Source organism: Sphingopyxis sp. H115, assembly GCF_001468465.1.
In the GTDB taxonomy this organism is placed as follows: Bacteria; Pseudomonadota; Alphaproteobacteria; order Sphingomonadales; family Sphingomonadaceae; genus Sphingopyxis.
Genome location: NZ_LNSA01000004.1, coordinates 129,936 through 144,152, shown reverse-complemented (window position 1 = coordinate 144,152; position 14,217 = coordinate 129,936). Strand labels below are relative to the sequence as shown.

Below are 14,217 nucleotides of genomic sequence, written 5' to 3'. Positions count from 1 at the left end.
CCCTCAACAAAAATGCCGGACGATGAGGGGATGCCGCCTGAACCAGCGGTCGAACCGTCAACCCTCCGCACTCGCGGATGTTCCCGCGAGTAATTCCCGGAGCCTGGTCCGCGCTCGATAGAGGCGCGTTTCGACCGTTTTCTCGCTGACGCGCAAAATGACCGCGGTTTCGGCCTGGCTGACCTCGTCGACACCGCGGAGGAGCAAGACTTCGCGCAAATTCTGCGGCAGCTGGTCGATCGCCCCGCGAACCCTGGCGAGTTCTCGCCTGTCGGTCGCCTCGGAATCGGGCGCCGGACCATCGCTTGCTACGTGATGCGCATTTTCGAGCGGGAGCGCGCGGGAGAAAAAGGCGCGCACCTTTCGCCGTCTTGCCCAGTCGCGACATTTGTTGAGCGCGATACGGGCGATCCACGTGCGGAAGGGGCGTTCGCCATCATAGCGGTCGAGCGCCGAAAAACCGGAGACGAACGTCTCCTGCGTCAAATCCATCGCCTCGTCGGCATCGCCGATCTGCTTTACGATGAGCCGGTAGACACCCGTTTTGTAACGGCGCAGCAACTCGCGATAGGCGTCCTCGCGGTGCGCGCGCGCAAAGGCCGCCAGATCCTGGTCGCTACATTGCGATAAGTCGGCGCTCACCGCGCATCGGCGGTCAGCGCCTTGACCACGCTCTTGTCGAACATCTCCGCCTGATCGGGGTTGAGAACCCCGCGCATCGCGAAGAGATGCTGGAGCGTTTCCTTCTGCAACGTCCCCATCACCTCATGCGTCTCGTCGATCGCCTCCGTGACGCGCGGTCCATAGCCATGCTCGGCTTCGATCGCCTGCGCGAGCCGGACATTGGCGGCGCGCATCTCAAGCTCAAGCGCCTGCCGGCGACCGGCAAAGTCGGCTTCGATCCGCTCGAGTTTCGTTTCCTGCTCCGGGGTCAGATCGAGTTGACCGTGAAGAAGCGCATGAAGTTCGGTTTCGCTGGCTCTGGGCGCATCGGCCACCAGACGGCCGACGAACACGCCGGCAATCGCCGCGGCGAAAGCAATGAGCCCCACGAGAAGAAGACGGCGCGACGGCATCGTTACTGCACGTCCAGCAAGGTGGAAGGCGCCAATGCGCTTGGCGGACCGAACGGGGTAAGGGGACTTGCCGCGACCGCTGGCTGGGAAATCGCGCTCCCCGCAAAAATACCGCCGCCAAGGGAGACAAAGGCCGCGAGCGCCATCAGGCGGCGCGTTGCTACCGCTTCGCGCCGGCGGATCGCCAATGCGCCCATGATGCGATCGTCGAGCGCGTCGAGCGCTGCGGGCAGATCGATCCTGTTCAAAATGCAAAGCTCCTCATCCATCGATCGTCTCTTCAAACCTTTCCATCATTGTACATACGCGCCGAAGCGCTTCACCCCTCACACTGGAATATTATACCGGAATATTTGAGGGCTATGCCGATATCTTGCGTATTAGCAGGACAGACACGCATTTGGAGGTGTTCATGTTCAAGTCTCTTCTCCCCTCTGCAGTGGCGGCTTTCGCACTGCTTATCACGCCGGTCGCAGCGAGCGCGCACACCAAGCTCGTCAGCTCGACGCCGGCCGCCAATTCGACCGTTTCGAAGGTCACGTCGGTCAATCTGCAGTTCAACGAAAAGATCGTCGCCTCGACCCTCAAGACCGAGCTGGTCATGACCGGAATGCCCGGCATGGCCAATCATGCGCCGATGAAGGTGCCCTACTCGTCGATGATGGGCAAAGAGGGCAAGTCGGCGATGCTGATGCTCAAGCGGCCGCTGACGCCAGGAACCTACAAGGTCACATGGTCCGCGGCCGGCGCCGATACCCATCGCATGGGGAGCGAATTCAGCTTCACCGTAAAGTAAAAGGCGGTGGGGGACCCTGTTCTGATCGGCATCAGGTTCGCACTCTATGCGGACCTGATGCTCATCGCCGGTCTTGCTGCGTTCCCGCTTTTTGCGCTGACCCGGAGCGAACGCCTTGCGCCGCAGCCGATGATGGCCTCGATCTGGCGCGCAGAGCGATGGCTCTGCGCCGCCGGACTGCTTCTCTCCATCTTGGGGATGGGCGTGCTTGCGGCTTCAATGCAGGGTGTGGGGCTCCTCTCCCTGGAACTCCAGCCTTTCTGGGACCTTGTTCGCGAGACCGAGGTCGGCACAGCCTGGGTCTGCCGGAGCGCAGCGCTGCTGCTCGCGCTGGCAGTCGCGATCTGGATGGTCCGCTGGCCGACAATTTCGGCCGCCGTACTCGCGGCCGCAGGCTCGGTGGCCGTCGCGAGTCTGGTCTGGTCCGGCCACGCCGGCGCGACCGAAGGCGCCGCAGGCACCGTGCACCGGGTCAGCGACATCTTGCATCTGATCGCAGCCGCGGTCTGGATCGGCGCGATCGGCGCCTTCCTGATCCTGATCTCACCACGTCGTGTCCGCGAATGGCCAGGCGGGCTCCAAATTGCGGCGCGGAGCCTCGATCAATTCTCGCGCGTCGGCACGATCTGCGTCCTCGTCATCGCCGCCACCGGCTTCATCAATAGCCAGATGATCGTCGGCGCCGAGAATCTCGGCCGGTCTCTCGGGTCGCCCTATGGACAATTGCTCCTTGCCAAGCTCGCTCTGTTTGGACTGATGCTTGCGCTCGCGGCCGCCAATCGCTGGCGACTGACGCCTGCGCTCGCGGCGGCGACGGCGGCAAGCGACGATGCAGAAAGCGTCGATTCCGATCCAGATGCGGCGCTCGCGGCAATGCGCAGGAGCCTGATCATCGAAGCGTCGGCCGCGCTCGCCATACTCGCGCTGGTTGCCTGGTTCGGGACGCTCGAGCCGTTCGTCGCCGCCGATCCGGTTTGACGCTCAACACCGTCTCCTGGTCCGGCTCGATCATGCTCGGGACCGGCTGGGCATTGATCGATGCGCGCATCGGGAACAGCCGTCCTCATGGCCATGTGGCGCATCAGGTCAGCCTCGCCGTCGAACGCGACCTCGAAATTTCTGGCGATGCCGACATGATAGTCCCTGCCGGACATGCGGTAGCCATTGCGTCGCAAGTCCGGCACCGCCTGGGGCCGCCAGGCGCCCTCGTGCGATCATTTTATCTCGACCCGCTTTTTCGCGCCGACGCGCGGCTGTCCGTCGGATCGGCGCCTGTCCTGTTGACACCGGTAGAGACAGCCGGACTATGCGATATCGCTAGCGGCGCGGACGCAAAGCGCTGGGCGTCAGGCTATCTCGATCGGTCGCGGGCGCGTCCGGTGGATGCACGCCTGTCCGAGGCGCTCGCGGCCCCTGATGATTTGTCGAGTGCCCGCGCCTTGGCCGACGTTGCCTGCCTCTCACCCTCGCGCCTGCGCGAAATCGTCAGCCGCGACTTCGGCGCGCCTCCGGCCAAATTGCTGCAATGGCTCCAGCTTCAGCGCGCAGTGCGGGCGCTGGTCGGCGGCGGAGGTCTCGCCGACGCCGCGGCGGCGGGAGGCTATGCCGATCAGTCGCACTTCACGCGCCGCTGCGCCCAATGGCTCGGAGTGACGCCTTCGGCTGGCCTCAGCGCCTTCGCTTTCGAAATCGTGCCCTGAGCGGCACGCGCCTGGCTCCGGCGAAACGTTCAAGACGGGCGCGCCAGCTCGCCCCTAAACGTCTCGCGCGTGGCCGCAATCCAGCGGCAAGCCAAAGCGTCGAAAGGAGACGGCCTTGCCCGACCCGATATCCGTAGCGCGTTCCTACACGCCAGCGGCAGGATATCACTTCCTGACGCCCTGTTATGATTTCGGCGTCGCGGTGACTACGCGCGAGCGCGTGTGGCGCGACCGTCTCGTTCACCATATGGCGCTCGCCGAAGGAGAGGTCATTCTCGACATCGGTTCGGGTACGGGCAATCTCGCGCTGGCGATCGCCCGCCATAGCCCGGGCGTCCGCTATCTTGGCATCGACCCCGACGAAGCGGCAACGCGAATTGCCCAAACCAAGACCGCGCAGATTGTTCCACTGCCGGAGTTTCGCGTTGGCTTTTTCGGGGCTTCGGCGATCGACGATTGGCTTTCGCCCGCCAAGATAGCGCTGTGCCTCGTTCTTCATCAGGTCGGACTTGATGAAAAGGCGCGTTTGCTGCGCGAAGCCTGGCAGGTGCTCGCGCCCGGCGGCAAACTCTATGTCGCCGACTATGGGGAACAGCGCAGCCGCCTCATGCGGTTGCTGTTCCGCCTGACGATCCAGCAGCTCGATGGCGTCCAGGACACCCAGCCCAACGCCGATGGATTGCTACCGGTGCTGATGAGAGAGGCCGGCTTTCGCGATGTTCGCGAACTTGAGACGTTTCGCACGCCAACCGGTGCGATCGCGATCATCGAGGCCAGCAAGCCCCGGATCTGATTGTACGGGGCAAAGAAAATCCGAGGGATAACTGCTCTTCTTGCGTATCGATAGGAGCGGCTTCATTCTGGAACCGTCAGGAAAGCCGTCAACGGCGAACACGGCCGGCGGCGTTCGGACGCCCCACCCCCAGGAGGGCATCCTATATGTACGGGAGCGGCGACGATGCACGATCATCAGGGCGCGGAAAATGGCAGCGGGAGCACGACCGATCCGGTCTGCGGCATGACGGTCGACCCGGCCACGACGCCGCACATGGCGACGCACGGCGGCGAGCATCATCATTTTTGCAGCGCGGGCTGCCTCGCCAAATTCGAGGCCGATCCCGATCTTTACGCCGCAAAAAGCGAGCCGACCGCAGCCGACGCACCCGAGGGGGCCATCTGGACCTGCCCCATGCATCCCGAGATCCAACGCCCCGGCCCTGGAAGCTGCCCGATCTGCGGCATGGCACTCGAGCCCGTCATGCCAACCGCGTCGGACGGCCCCAGCGAAGAATATCACGACATGCGGCGTCGCTTCTGGGTCGGCCTCCTTCTCGCCCTTCCAGTCTTTGCACTTGAGATGGGCGGCCATTTGACGGGCCTCCACGATGTCGTCGGCCGCCAGACGAGCAACTGGATCCAGATGTTGCTCGCGACCCCCGTCGTTTTATGGGCTGGCTGGCCCTTCTTCGAGCGCGCCTGGCTCTCGATCCGCAACAAGAGCCTCAACATGTTCACCCTCATTGCGATGGGAACGGGCGTTGCCTGGGGCTACAGCATGATCGCGGCGATTGTCCCGCAAATCTTCCCGGCAGCCTTCCGCGCCGCCGACGGCTCGGTCGCGGTCTATTTCGAGGCCGCCGCGGTAATCACGGTGCTGGTGCTGCTCGGGCAGGTGCTCGAACTCAGGGCCCGCGAGACGACGAGCGGCGCAATCCGCGCGCTACTTGACCTGACGCCGAAGCTCGCCCGGCGCGTCCGCGCTGACGGGAGCGACGAAGAGGTCGCGCTCGAGGAGGTCGCGGTCGGCGACATGCTGCGCATCCGTCCGGGCGAAAAAGTCCCCGTCGATGGCATCGTCTTAGAAGGCCGCGGAACGGTGGACGAATCGATGGTCACGGGCGAGTCGATGCCGGTGACCAAGGAGGCCGGCGCGGCGCTGATCGGCGGGACGATCAACCAGACCGGCGGCCTGCTCATGCGCAGCGAAAAGGTCGGGCGCGATACGATGCTCGCGCGGATCGTACAGATGGTCGCCGACGCGCAGCGCAGCCGGGCGCCGATCCAGCGTCTTGCCGATACCGTTTCGGGCTGGTTCGTACCCGGCGTCATAGTGGTCGCCATTGTCGCTTTCATTGTCTGGTCGCTTCTCGGCCCCGCGCCTGCCATGGCCTATGGCCTTATCGCCGCCGTCTCGGTGCTCATCATCGCCTGCCCCTGCGCGCTCGGCCTCGCTACGCCGATGTCGATCATGGTCGGCGTGGGTCGCGGCGCCGAAGCCGGCGTGCTGATCAAGAATGCCGAGGCGCTTGAACGGATGGAGAAGGTCGACACGCTCGTCGTCGACAAGACCGGGACGCTGACCGAAGGCAGGCCCTCGGTCGTCGCGATCGAAGTCGCCGACGGCTTCGAGGAGCAGGATGTGCTGCGGATCGCCGCGAGCCTCGAGCGCAGCAGCGAACATCCATTGGCGGCCGCGATCGTCAGGGCGGCCGAAGACCGCGGCCTCGCGCTGGTGGAGCCATCGGGGGTCGACCAGCCGGTCGGCAAGGGCATCGTCGGGGCGGTCGACGACAAGGCGATCGTCCTTGGCAATGCGAGCTTTCTCGAAGAATATGACGTCGATCTGGGCGCACTCGCCGCGGCGGCCGACCGCCTTCGCACTGACGGCGCGACGGCGATCTACATCGCGGTCAACGGCAAGGCGGCCGGCGTCATCGCTATCGCAGATCCGGTCAAGGAGACGACGAGCGACGCACTCGCGGCGCTGCGCGAAGCCGGAATCAAGGTCATCATGCTCACCGGCGACAATCGCGTCACCGCCGAGGCGATCGCACGGCGGCTCGGCATCGACAATGTCGAGGCCGACGTCCTCCCCGACCAGAAGAGCGCCGTCGTCCAGCGGCTGCGCGAAGAGGGCGGGATCGTCGCCATGGCCGGCGACGGGGTCAACGACGCCCCCGCGCTTGCCGCCGCCGATGTCGGCATCGCCATGGGTTCGGGAACCGACGTCGCCATCGAAAGCGCGGGCGTCACACTATTGCGCGGCGACCTCCTCGGCATCGTGCGGGCGCGGCATCTCAGCCATGCGACAATGGCGAATATCCGCCAGAATCTCTTCTTCGCCTTCGCCTATAATGCCGCGGGCATTCCGGTGGCGGCGGGCGTGCTTTACCCGATCTTCGGGCTGCTCCTGTCGCCGATCATCGCCGCCGCGGCGATGGCGCTCTCGTCGGTCAGCGTGATCGCCAATTCGCTGCGGCTGCGGTTCGCAAAAATCTAATCGAAGCGTGGCGGAGAACGCTCGCGTACAGAAAGAGAGAATAGAGATGAGAGGTATCAAGCAGGCGGTGATCGGACTGGCGCTGGTCATCGCGGTTCCCGCCCACGCTGCGTCAACCCCCGATTATCAAGCGGCGACGGCGACGCTGGCGCAATATAAGCAAGCGATCGAGAGTCGCGACCTGTCGGGCGTCGAAGCCTTGTTCGCGCCTGACGCCCAGATATTCGAGTCGGGCGGCATCGAAGGGAATTTTGCCCATTATCGCGACCATCATCTCGCGCCCGAGCTCAAGGCGTTCAAGTCCTTCGCCTTCAAGGGCTATAAGGTTTCGGTGCGGGGCGAAGGCGAGGTTGCGATCGCCACTGAGACCTATTCCTACACGATCATACTCGCGAGCGGCGAAACGGTCGAACGCGATGGCGTTGCGACAAGCGTGCTCAAATGGACGGACGGCAAGTGGCGGATCATCAACCTGCACAGTTCTTCGCGCAAGCCGAAGGCCTGATGGCGGCGGGCAGGACAGGGATTAACTGGCCCGGGTGTAACCGCGGAGGGGCTGCTCGCGAACAACCCCGCAGTCCAGGCGCCGCAATTTCAGTTTGACGCCAGGACTGACAAGGAACATGCTTCGACCGTGAAACGCTGGCTTTCTCTGCTGCTTCTCTTCGGAGCTGTGCTGGGCCTTCTGGCCCAAGAAGCCGCGTTCGCATCGGCGCCGGCAATGCCTATCGCGGACACCGCGTTCGCGGCCTCAGCCATGAGCGACGAATGCGCGGAAATGATGAGCGTCGACAAGTCGCGAGGCAAGGAGCCGTGCCAAGGTCTCACGCTCGACTGCATCGCCAAAATGGGCTGCGCACTCCCTCCCGCCGTCGTATCGTCGGCCATGCCGCTCGTGGCGATGGCCCATATACCGGGACTGCTCGATCCGCTTCCGATCCGGCGGCTCACTGGCCGTACGATCGGCCCCGAGCCCGATCCGCCGCTACTTCTCGGCTGAACTGCACGATGCGCGCCGACTGTTTCGGCGTACTCCCAAGCTTTTCAACCGAGGAATTTCAACATGAAACCGTTTTTTGCCGTTGCCGCGCTCGCGGCAGCAACGCTTGCCGCTCCCGTTTTCGCGCAGGAAGCATCGCGCGGCCATTATGAATGGCAGACCCGCCAGGTTCCGGGACCGAACAAGTCCAATACCACCTCGCGGATCCGCGTCTGGGTGAAGGACAAATCCGCCCAGATGGCCAACTGCGACTGCGACATGATGAAGGCCGATACGGCCGATTGCATGAAAAGAATGTCCGTCGGCCAGATGGCGCACCCCGAGGCGTAAATATCTCCATCCCCGGGCCCATGCGCCGGGGATGGTCCGCCCGATCCAAAAAAGGGAGAAATCATGCGCCTTTTCTTTGCGGCAGCCGTGCTTGCGCTGCCCACGGCCCTGCACGCCGAACCGATGTCGCTCGACGATGCGCTTCGGCTAGCGGAAACCAAGGCGCCCGAACTGCGCGGGCGCGAAGCGGGGATCGACGCCGCCGAGTTGGCGGCGATCGCAGCCGACCGGTTGCCCGATCCCAAACTCGATCTTGCCATCAAGGATTTTCCGGTCACCGGCCCCGACGCGGGCCGCCTCAACCGCGACAATTTCACGATGCAGGTGATCGGTATCAGTCAGGAATTCACACATCCCGCCAAGCGCCGGGCGCGGGCGACGCGCGCGCTCGCCGACATCGGGATCGCGCGCGCCGACGAAGCGGTCGCTTCGCAGGACGTCCGGCTGGCGACGGCGCTCGCCTGGATCGACCTTTTCTATGCCAAGAAACGGCTCAAGAAGCTCGAATTGCTCGATGCCGAGCTCAACGATTTGCAGGCGACGGTGACCGCGCGGTTGGCCAGCGGCGCGGCGCGGCCGGCGCAGGCGCTCGAGCCCGAACAGCTCCGCGCCGAGGTCAAAGATCGCCGCAGCGCGCTCGCCGCCGAGATCGCGCGTGCGCGTGCGCAACTCGCGCGCTTCACCGGCGATGCTGCCGCCGACACGGCGGGCGCGCCGCCGCCACCGGTCGTCGACGAAAGCGCGCTGCGCGCCGGCATCGACGCCCTGCCGCGCCTGCGCGCGCTCGATGCGCGAGCGCTGGCGGCCGATGCCGAAACCGGCCTCGCCCGCGCCGAAAAGCGGCCCGATTGGAATGTCTCGGCGGCCTATGGGCGGCGCGAGCCCAATTATGGCGACCTCGTCACGCTCGGCGTCACCATCGACCTGCCGCTCTTCGCCAAGAAGCGGCAGGACCCGAAGATCGCCGCACGGGCGAGCGAGGCGACGCGAGCGCGGCTCGACCGCGAAGCGGCAAAGCGCGACATCGCCGCAGCGCTCGACGCCGATCTCGCCGATCATCACATGCATCATGAACAGCTCGGCAATGCGCGGTTGCGGCTGGTGCCACTGGCGAAAAAGCGCGCCGAGCTTGACCTCGCCAGCTACGCCGCCGGCCAGCTCGACCTCGGGACCGCATTGCTCTCGACGCTCGCGCTGGCCGAAGCCGAAGTCGATGTTCTGGCGCGCGAGGCCGAGGTCGCGCGCGACGCGATCCGGATCAATTTTATCTATGGGGAGACAGCGCGATGACCGAAGCGACGACAGCGGCGCGGTGGCGCGCCGGGATTTTGGCCGCGGTGCTGATCGCGGGCGGCGGCGGTTACTGGATCGGGCAGCGCGGCGCGGACGACGCGCCGACCGGCGCCACAAGCGATGGGCGCAAGATCCTCTACTATTACGACCCGATGTTCCCGAACCAGAAGTTCGATAAGCCGGGCAAGTCGCCCTTCATGGATATGGAGCTGGAACCCAAATATGCCGACGAAGGCGGCGGGACCGACGCCGCGCCGGGCCTTTCGATCGATCCGTCGGCGATGCAAAATCTGGGAATGCGCGTCGTCGCCGCCGAGATGGGCAGCCTCGCGGCGACCTTCGACGTCACCGGCGCGGTCGATTTCAACGAACGCGACGTCGCGATCGTCCAGGCGCGTTCGGGCGGCTTTGTCGAGCGCATCTATCGGCTGGCCCCGGGCGACGTAATCGGCGCCGGGACGCCGATCGCCGATGTTCAGTCGCCCGAATGGGGCGGCGCGCAAACCGAATATCTGAGCGTCAAGAAACTGGGTAGGCCCGAGTTGACGGCGGCCGCGCGGCAACGGCTTCGGCTGATGGGAATGTCCGATGCCGTCATCAACCGGGTCGATCGGACCGGGCGGACAAGCGGGACCGTTACGATCAGGTCGCCGATCGGCGGCGTCGTGCAGAGGCTCAGCGCGCGGGCGGGGGTCACGCTGACACAGGGCCAGACGCTCGCCGAAATATCGGGGCTTGGCACTGTCTGGCTAAACGCCGCCTTGCCCGAGGCGCAGGCGGGGGCGGTGCGCGTCGGCCAGCGCGCAGTTGCGACGCTCACCGCTTTTCCCGGCGAAACATTTGGCGGGCGCGTCATCGCCATACTGCCGACGACGCAGGTCGACAGCCGCACGCTCACCGTCCGCATCGAGCTCGCCAATCGCGACGGACGCCTGCGCCCCGGCATGTTCGCCAATGTCGCGCTCGGCGGCGACGCACAGAAGGCACTGCTGGTGCCGAGCGAGGCGGTCATCCGCACGGGCACGCGCAGCATCGTCATGCTCGCCGCGGGCGACGGGCGCTATCATCCCGCCGAAGTGCAAACAGGGCGTGAGGGCGGCGGCCAGACCGAGATACTGCGCGGGCTGGCGGTGGGCGAAAGAATCGTCGCATCGGGGCAGTTCCTGCTCGATTCCGAGGCGAGCCTGACCGGCATCGCGGTGCGTCCGCTGGGCGACGCGAAATGATCGAGCGGATCATTCGCGCCTCGGTCGCGGCGCGCGGACTGGTCGTCGCCGCGGCACTGATCCTGACCCTCGTCGGTGTCGCCGCAGTGCGGACGACCCCGGTCGATGCGATTCCCGATCTGTCGGACGTTCAGGTCATCATCCGCACCACCTACCCGGGGCAAGCGCCGCGGATCGTGGAGGATCAGGTGACCTATCCGATCAGTTCGACGATGCTGTCGGTGCCGGGCGCGCGCGTCGTGCGCGGCTACAGCTTCGTTGGCGACAGTTTCGTCTATGTGCTGTTCGACGACGATACTGACCTCTATTGGGCGCGCAGCCGGGTGCTCGAATATCTGAGCCAGGTGCAGGGAAAATTGCCGGACGGCGCGACTGCGTCGATCGGCCCCGATGCGACCGGCGTCGGCTGGATCTATGAATATGCGCTGGTCGACAAAAGCGGGCGCCACGACTTGGCCGCACTGCGCTCGATCCAGGACTGGTTCCTGCGCTACGAGTTGAAAGCCGTCCCCGACGTCGCCGAGGTCGCGACGATCGGCGGGATGGTCAAACAATATCAGATCGTCCTCGATCCCCAGAAACTGGCATCCTATGGCCTCACCGTGCGCGAAGTCAGCGACGCCCTGACCGCCGCCAATCAGGAAACCGGCGGCGCAACGGTCGAATTGGCCGAGGCCGAATATATCGTTCGCGCCAGCGGCTACCTCAAGACCCTCGACGATTTCCGCGCCGTGCCGATCCGCACCGCCGCGGGCGGAGTGCCGGTGACGGTAGGCGACATTGCGACGGTGCAAATCGGTCCCGAGATGCGGCGCGGAATCGCTGAGCTTGATGGCGAAGGCGAAGTCACTGGCGGGGTGATCGTCATGCGGCAAGGCAAGAACGCCCGCGAGGTGATCGAGAATGTCCGTGCCAAGCTGAATTCGCTAAAGGCCAGTCTGCCGCCGGGGGTGGAGATCGTCACCACCTATGACCGCTCGGGGCTGATCGACCGCGCGGTCGATAATCTGACCTCGAAGCTCGTCGAGGAATTCATCGTCGTGGCGATCGTCTGCGCGCTGTTCCTGTGGCACGCGCGCTCGGCGCTGGTGGCGATCCTGACGCTGCCGCTCGGCATCCTGATCGCCTTCATCGCGATGCGCGCGCAAGGCCTGAACGCCAATATATTGTCGCTCGGCGGTATCGCGATCGCGATCGGCGCGATGGTCGATGCCGCGGTCGTGATGATCGAAAATGCGCACAAGCATATCGAGCGCTGGGCGCACGAAAATCCCGATCGAAAATTGGAAGGGACCGAACGCTGGCGCGTGATTACCGGCGCGGCAGCCGAGGTCGGTCCGGCGCTGTTCCTCAGCCTGCTCATCATCACCTTCTCCTTCATCCCGATCTTCGCGCTTCAGGGACAGGAAGGGCGGCTGTTCGCGCCGCTCGCCTTTACCAAAACCTATGCGATGGCGGCGGCGGCCTTGCTTTCGATCACGCTCGTCCCGGTGCTGATGGGCTGGCTCATTCGCGGCAAGATTCCAGGCGAGAATGCCAATCCGATCAATCGCTGGCTGACCCGCCTCTATCGCCCCGGGCTCGACTGGGTGCTCGCGCGTCCGAAACAGGCGTTGTTCATCGCGGTGCTGGTCTTTGCGACCAGCCTGTGGCCGATGGCGCGGCTTGGCGGCGAGTTCATGCCGCAAATGAACGAAGGCGACCTCCTCTATATGCCCTCGGCGCTGCCCGGGCTTTCGGTGGCCGAAGCGGGCAAATTGCTCCAACAGACCGACCGCCTGATCAAGACGGTCCCCGAGGTTAGCCGCGTGTTCGGCAAGGCGGGGCGCGCCGACACCGCGACCGATCCGGCGCCGATCGAAATGTTCGAAACGACGATCCAGTTCAAACCCAAGAGCGAATGGCGCGCGGGGATGACACAGGAAAAATTGATCGAGGAACTCGACGCGCGGGTGCGTGTGCCAGGGCTCGCCAATTTCTGGGTGCCGCCGATCCGCAACCGCATCGACATGCTGGCGACGGGGATCAAAAGCCCGATCGGGATCAAGGTCGCGGGGTCCGACCTCAAGGCGATCGACGCCAGCGCCAAGCGGATCGAGGATGTCGTCAAGATGGTGCCCGGCGTCGCTTCGGCGCTCGCCGAACGGCTCACCGGCGGGCGCTATATCGATATCCAGATCGATCGCGGCGCGGCGGCGCGCTATGGAATGAACATCGCCGATGTTCAGACCGTCGTGTCGGGCGCGATCGGCGGTGCGACGATCGGGCAGACGGTCGAGGGGCTGGCGCGCTATCCGATCAGCGTGCGCTATCCGCGCGAAATCCGCGACAGCCTCGATGAAATCATCAACCTGCCGGTGCTGACCCCCTCGCGCCAGCAGATCACGCTCGGCACCGTCGCCGACGTGCGGATCAGCGACGGTCCGCCGATGCTGCGCAGCGAGAATGGCCGCCCGGTGACCTGGATTTACGTCGATGGCCGCGGGCGCGATCTGCAAACACTGGTCGCCGACATCCAGGCGGCGATCGCCCGCGAGGTCAAGCTGCCGCCGGGGGTCAGCGTCTCTTACACCGGCCAGTTCGAATTTCTGGTGCGCGCGACCGAGCGGATGAAGATCGTCGTCCCGGTGACGCTCGCGATCATCTTCGGGCTGCTCTACCTGACGTTCCGGCGGCTTGACGAGGCGCTGCTCATCATGGGCACCCTGCCCTTCGCGCTCACCGGCGGGCTGTGGCTGCTCTTTCTGCTGGGCTATAATCAGTCGGTCGCGAGCGCGGTCGGGTTCATCGCGCTCGCTGGGGTCGCCGCCGAGTTCGGCGTCGTCATGCTCATCTACCTCAAGCATGCACTCGCTGCACGCAGCGACGGCGATGTTGCGGCGGCGGTGCGCGACGGCGCGCTGCTGCGCGTCCGGCCCAAGGCGATGACCGTCGCGGTCATCCTCGCAGGCCTGTTCCCGATCCTCGTTGGGACCGGAACCGGCTCCGAGGTGATGAGCCGGATCGCCGCACCGATGGTTGGCGGCATGCTCACCGCGCCGCTGCTGTCGATGTTCATCATTCCCGCCGCTTATCTGCTGATGCGCAGGCGAGCGGAAAGACTAGCTCAACCCGAAGGAGAAACGAAATGAAGACCTATAGCACCATCGCTTTCGGCCTTGCGCTCAGCGCGGCCCTTACAGGCTGCGGAAAGCAAGGCGAAGCGCCCAAAGCCGAAGAAAAAGCCGCCATGGCCGACGATGCCGGGACCAAGGCGATGCCGAACGAAACCAAGCATGGCGCGGGCACGGCAACCGTGACGGCGGTCGATAGCACGAAGGGCCAGGTCACGCTCGATCATGGCGCGATCGCCGAACTCGAATGGCCGGCGATGACGATGGGCTTTGCGGCGAAGCCCGAGCTGCTGAAGGGTATCAAGGTCGGCGACAAAGTCGCGTTCGAGCTCGACTGGGACGGCAAGGCCGGGACGATCACCAAGCTCGACAAGGCGCCCTGACGCGCCGCCATCGCGCGCGG

At 65.1% G+C, this 14,217-nt stretch carries 15 protein-coding genes; 12 read left to right on the top strand and 3 right to left on the bottom strand.

Going from position 1 to position 14,217, the window contains the following annotated elements:
* Positions 1-57 precede the first annotated feature (57 nt).
* The 3 genes from ATE71_RS04710 to ATE71_RS04700 are packed head-to-tail and all read right to left on the bottom strand — an operon-like array spanning position 58 to position 1,324.
* On the bottom strand, positions 58-642 hold the full coding sequence (locus ATE71_RS04710; RefSeq protein WP_058802319.1) for an RNA polymerase sigma factor: 585 nt from the start codon (positions 640-642) through the stop codon (positions 58-60).
* Positions 639-1,076 carry a periplasmic heavy metal sensor gene (locus ATE71_RS04705; RefSeq protein ID WP_054731762.1) on the bottom strand — a complete coding sequence of 146 codons (438 nt, stop codon included), beginning with the start codon at positions 1,074-1,076 and terminating at the stop codon, positions 639-641. The genes ATE71_RS04710 and ATE71_RS04705 overlap by 4 nt, the downstream gene beginning before the upstream one ends.
* A 2-nt stretch (positions 1,077-1,078) precedes the next feature.
* Positions 1,079-1,324 (bottom strand): hypothetical protein, encoded by a 246-nt coding sequence (locus tag ATE71_RS04700; RefSeq protein WP_152998646.1) that lies wholly within the window; start codon positions 1,322-1,324, stop codon positions 1,079-1,081.
* A 164-nt stretch (positions 1,325-1,488) separates the two neighbouring features.
* Between ATE71_RS04700 and copC the strand changes: the two genes are divergently transcribed.
* From copC to ATE71_RS04640, 12 genes are all read left to right on the top strand, one after another.
* The gene (gene copC / locus ATE71_RS04695; RefSeq protein WP_058802399.1) at positions 1,489-1,872 is read left to right on the top strand and encodes a copper homeostasis periplasmic binding protein CopC; all 384 of its coding nucleotides are present in this window, start codon (positions 1,489-1,491) and stop codon (positions 1,870-1,872) included.
* Between the two features lie 6 nt (positions 1,873-1,878).
* Positions 1,879-2,850 (top strand): copper homeostasis membrane protein CopD, encoded by a 972-nt coding sequence (copD, locus tag ATE71_RS04690; RefSeq protein ID WP_058802316.1) that lies wholly within the window; start codon positions 1,879-1,881, stop codon positions 2,848-2,850.
* A 32-nt stretch (positions 2,851-2,882) separates the two neighbouring features.
* Complete coding sequence (locus ATE71_RS04685) at positions 2,883-3,572, top strand: helix-turn-helix domain-containing protein (protein ID WP_058802398.1); 690 nt, start codon at positions 2,883-2,885, stop codon at positions 3,570-3,572.
* A gap of 115 nt (positions 3,573-3,687) precedes the next feature.
* Positions 3,688-4,365, top strand: a complete 678-nt coding sequence (locus tag ATE71_RS04680; RefSeq protein ID WP_058802314.1) for a class I SAM-dependent methyltransferase — start codon at positions 3,688-3,690, stop codon at positions 4,363-4,365.
* Positions 4,366-4,530: 165 nt separating this feature from the next.
* Positions 4,531-6,852 (top strand): heavy metal translocating P-type ATPase, encoded by a 2,322-nt coding sequence (locus ATE71_RS04675; RefSeq protein ID WP_058802312.1) that lies wholly within the window; start codon positions 4,531-4,533, stop codon positions 6,850-6,852.
* 46 nt (positions 6,853-6,898) lie between these two features.
* Positions 6,899-7,357, top strand: coding sequence for a YybH family protein (locus ATE71_RS04670; protein ID WP_058802310.1), 459 nt, complete (start codon positions 6,899-6,901; stop codon positions 7,355-7,357).
* 129 nt (positions 7,358-7,486) lie between these two features.
* A complete protein-coding gene (locus ATE71_RS04665) occupies positions 7,487-7,852 on the top strand; it encodes a hypothetical protein (protein WP_058802308.1) in 366 nt (121 codons plus the stop codon).
* Positions 7,853-7,915: 63 nt separating this feature from the next.
* Positions 7,916-8,182 (top strand): hypothetical protein, encoded by a 267-nt coding sequence (locus ATE71_RS04660; RefSeq protein WP_058802306.1) that lies wholly within the window; start codon positions 7,916-7,918, stop codon positions 8,180-8,182.
* Positions 8,183-8,245: 63 nt separating this feature from the next.
* Positions 8,246-9,472: a TolC family protein gene (locus tag ATE71_RS04655; protein WP_058802304.1), complete on the top strand. Its 1,227-nt coding sequence runs from the start codon at positions 8,246-8,248 to the stop codon at positions 9,470-9,472.
* Positions 9,469-10,701, top strand: a complete 1,233-nt coding sequence (locus tag ATE71_RS04650; protein ID WP_058802302.1) for an efflux RND transporter periplasmic adaptor subunit — start codon at positions 9,469-9,471, stop codon at positions 10,699-10,701. The genes ATE71_RS04655 and ATE71_RS04650 overlap by 4 nt, the downstream gene beginning before the upstream one ends.
* On the top strand, positions 10,698-13,832 hold the full coding sequence (locus ATE71_RS04645; protein WP_058802300.1) for an efflux RND transporter permease subunit: 3,135 nt from the start codon (positions 10,698-10,700) through the stop codon (positions 13,830-13,832). The genes ATE71_RS04650 and ATE71_RS04645 overlap by 4 nt, the downstream gene beginning before the upstream one ends.
* The gene (locus tag ATE71_RS04640; protein ID WP_058802298.1) at positions 13,829-14,197 is read left to right on the top strand and encodes a copper-binding protein; all 369 of its coding nucleotides are present in this window, start codon (positions 13,829-13,831) and stop codon (positions 14,195-14,197) included. Before ATE71_RS04645 ends, ATE71_RS04640 begins: the two co-directional genes overlap by 4 nt.
* Positions 14,198-14,217 lie beyond the last annotated feature (20 nt).

Coding starts and splice junctions, on each gene's coding strand:
- ATE71_RS04705 (WP_054731762.1), bottom strand. CDS start 1,076: ATGCCGTCGCGCCGTCTTCTTCTCGTGGGGCTCATTGCTTTCGCCGCG.
- copC (WP_058802399.1), top strand. CDS start 1,489: ATGTTCAAGTCTCTTCTCCCCTCTGCAGTGGCGGCTTTCGCACTGCTT.
- ATE71_RS04685 (WP_058802398.1), top strand. CDS start 2,883: ATGCTCGGGACCGGCTGGGCATTGATCGATGCGCGCATCGGGAACAGC.
- ATE71_RS04675 (WP_058802312.1), top strand. CDS start 4,531: ATGCACGATCATCAGGGCGCGGAAAATGGCAGCGGGAGCACGACCGAT.
- ATE71_RS04670 (WP_058802310.1), top strand. CDS start 6,899: ATGAGAGGTATCAAGCAGGCGGTGATCGGACTGGCGCTGGTCATCGCG.
- ATE71_RS04660 (WP_058802306.1), top strand. CDS start 7,916: ATGAAACCGTTTTTTGCCGTTGCCGCGCTCGCGGCAGCAACGCTTGCC.
- ATE71_RS04655 (WP_058802304.1), top strand. CDS start 8,246: ATGCGCCTTTTCTTTGCGGCAGCCGTGCTTGCGCTGCCCACGGCCCTG.
- ATE71_RS04650 (WP_058802302.1), top strand. CDS start 9,469: ATGACCGAAGCGACGACAGCGGCGCGGTGGCGCGCCGGGATTTTGGCC.
- ATE71_RS04645 (WP_058802300.1), top strand. CDS start 10,698: ATGATCGAGCGGATCATTCGCGCCTCGGTCGCGGCGCGCGGACTGGTC.
- ATE71_RS04640 (WP_058802298.1), top strand. CDS start 13,829: ATGAAGACCTATAGCACCATCGCTTTCGGCCTTGCGCTCAGCGCGGCC.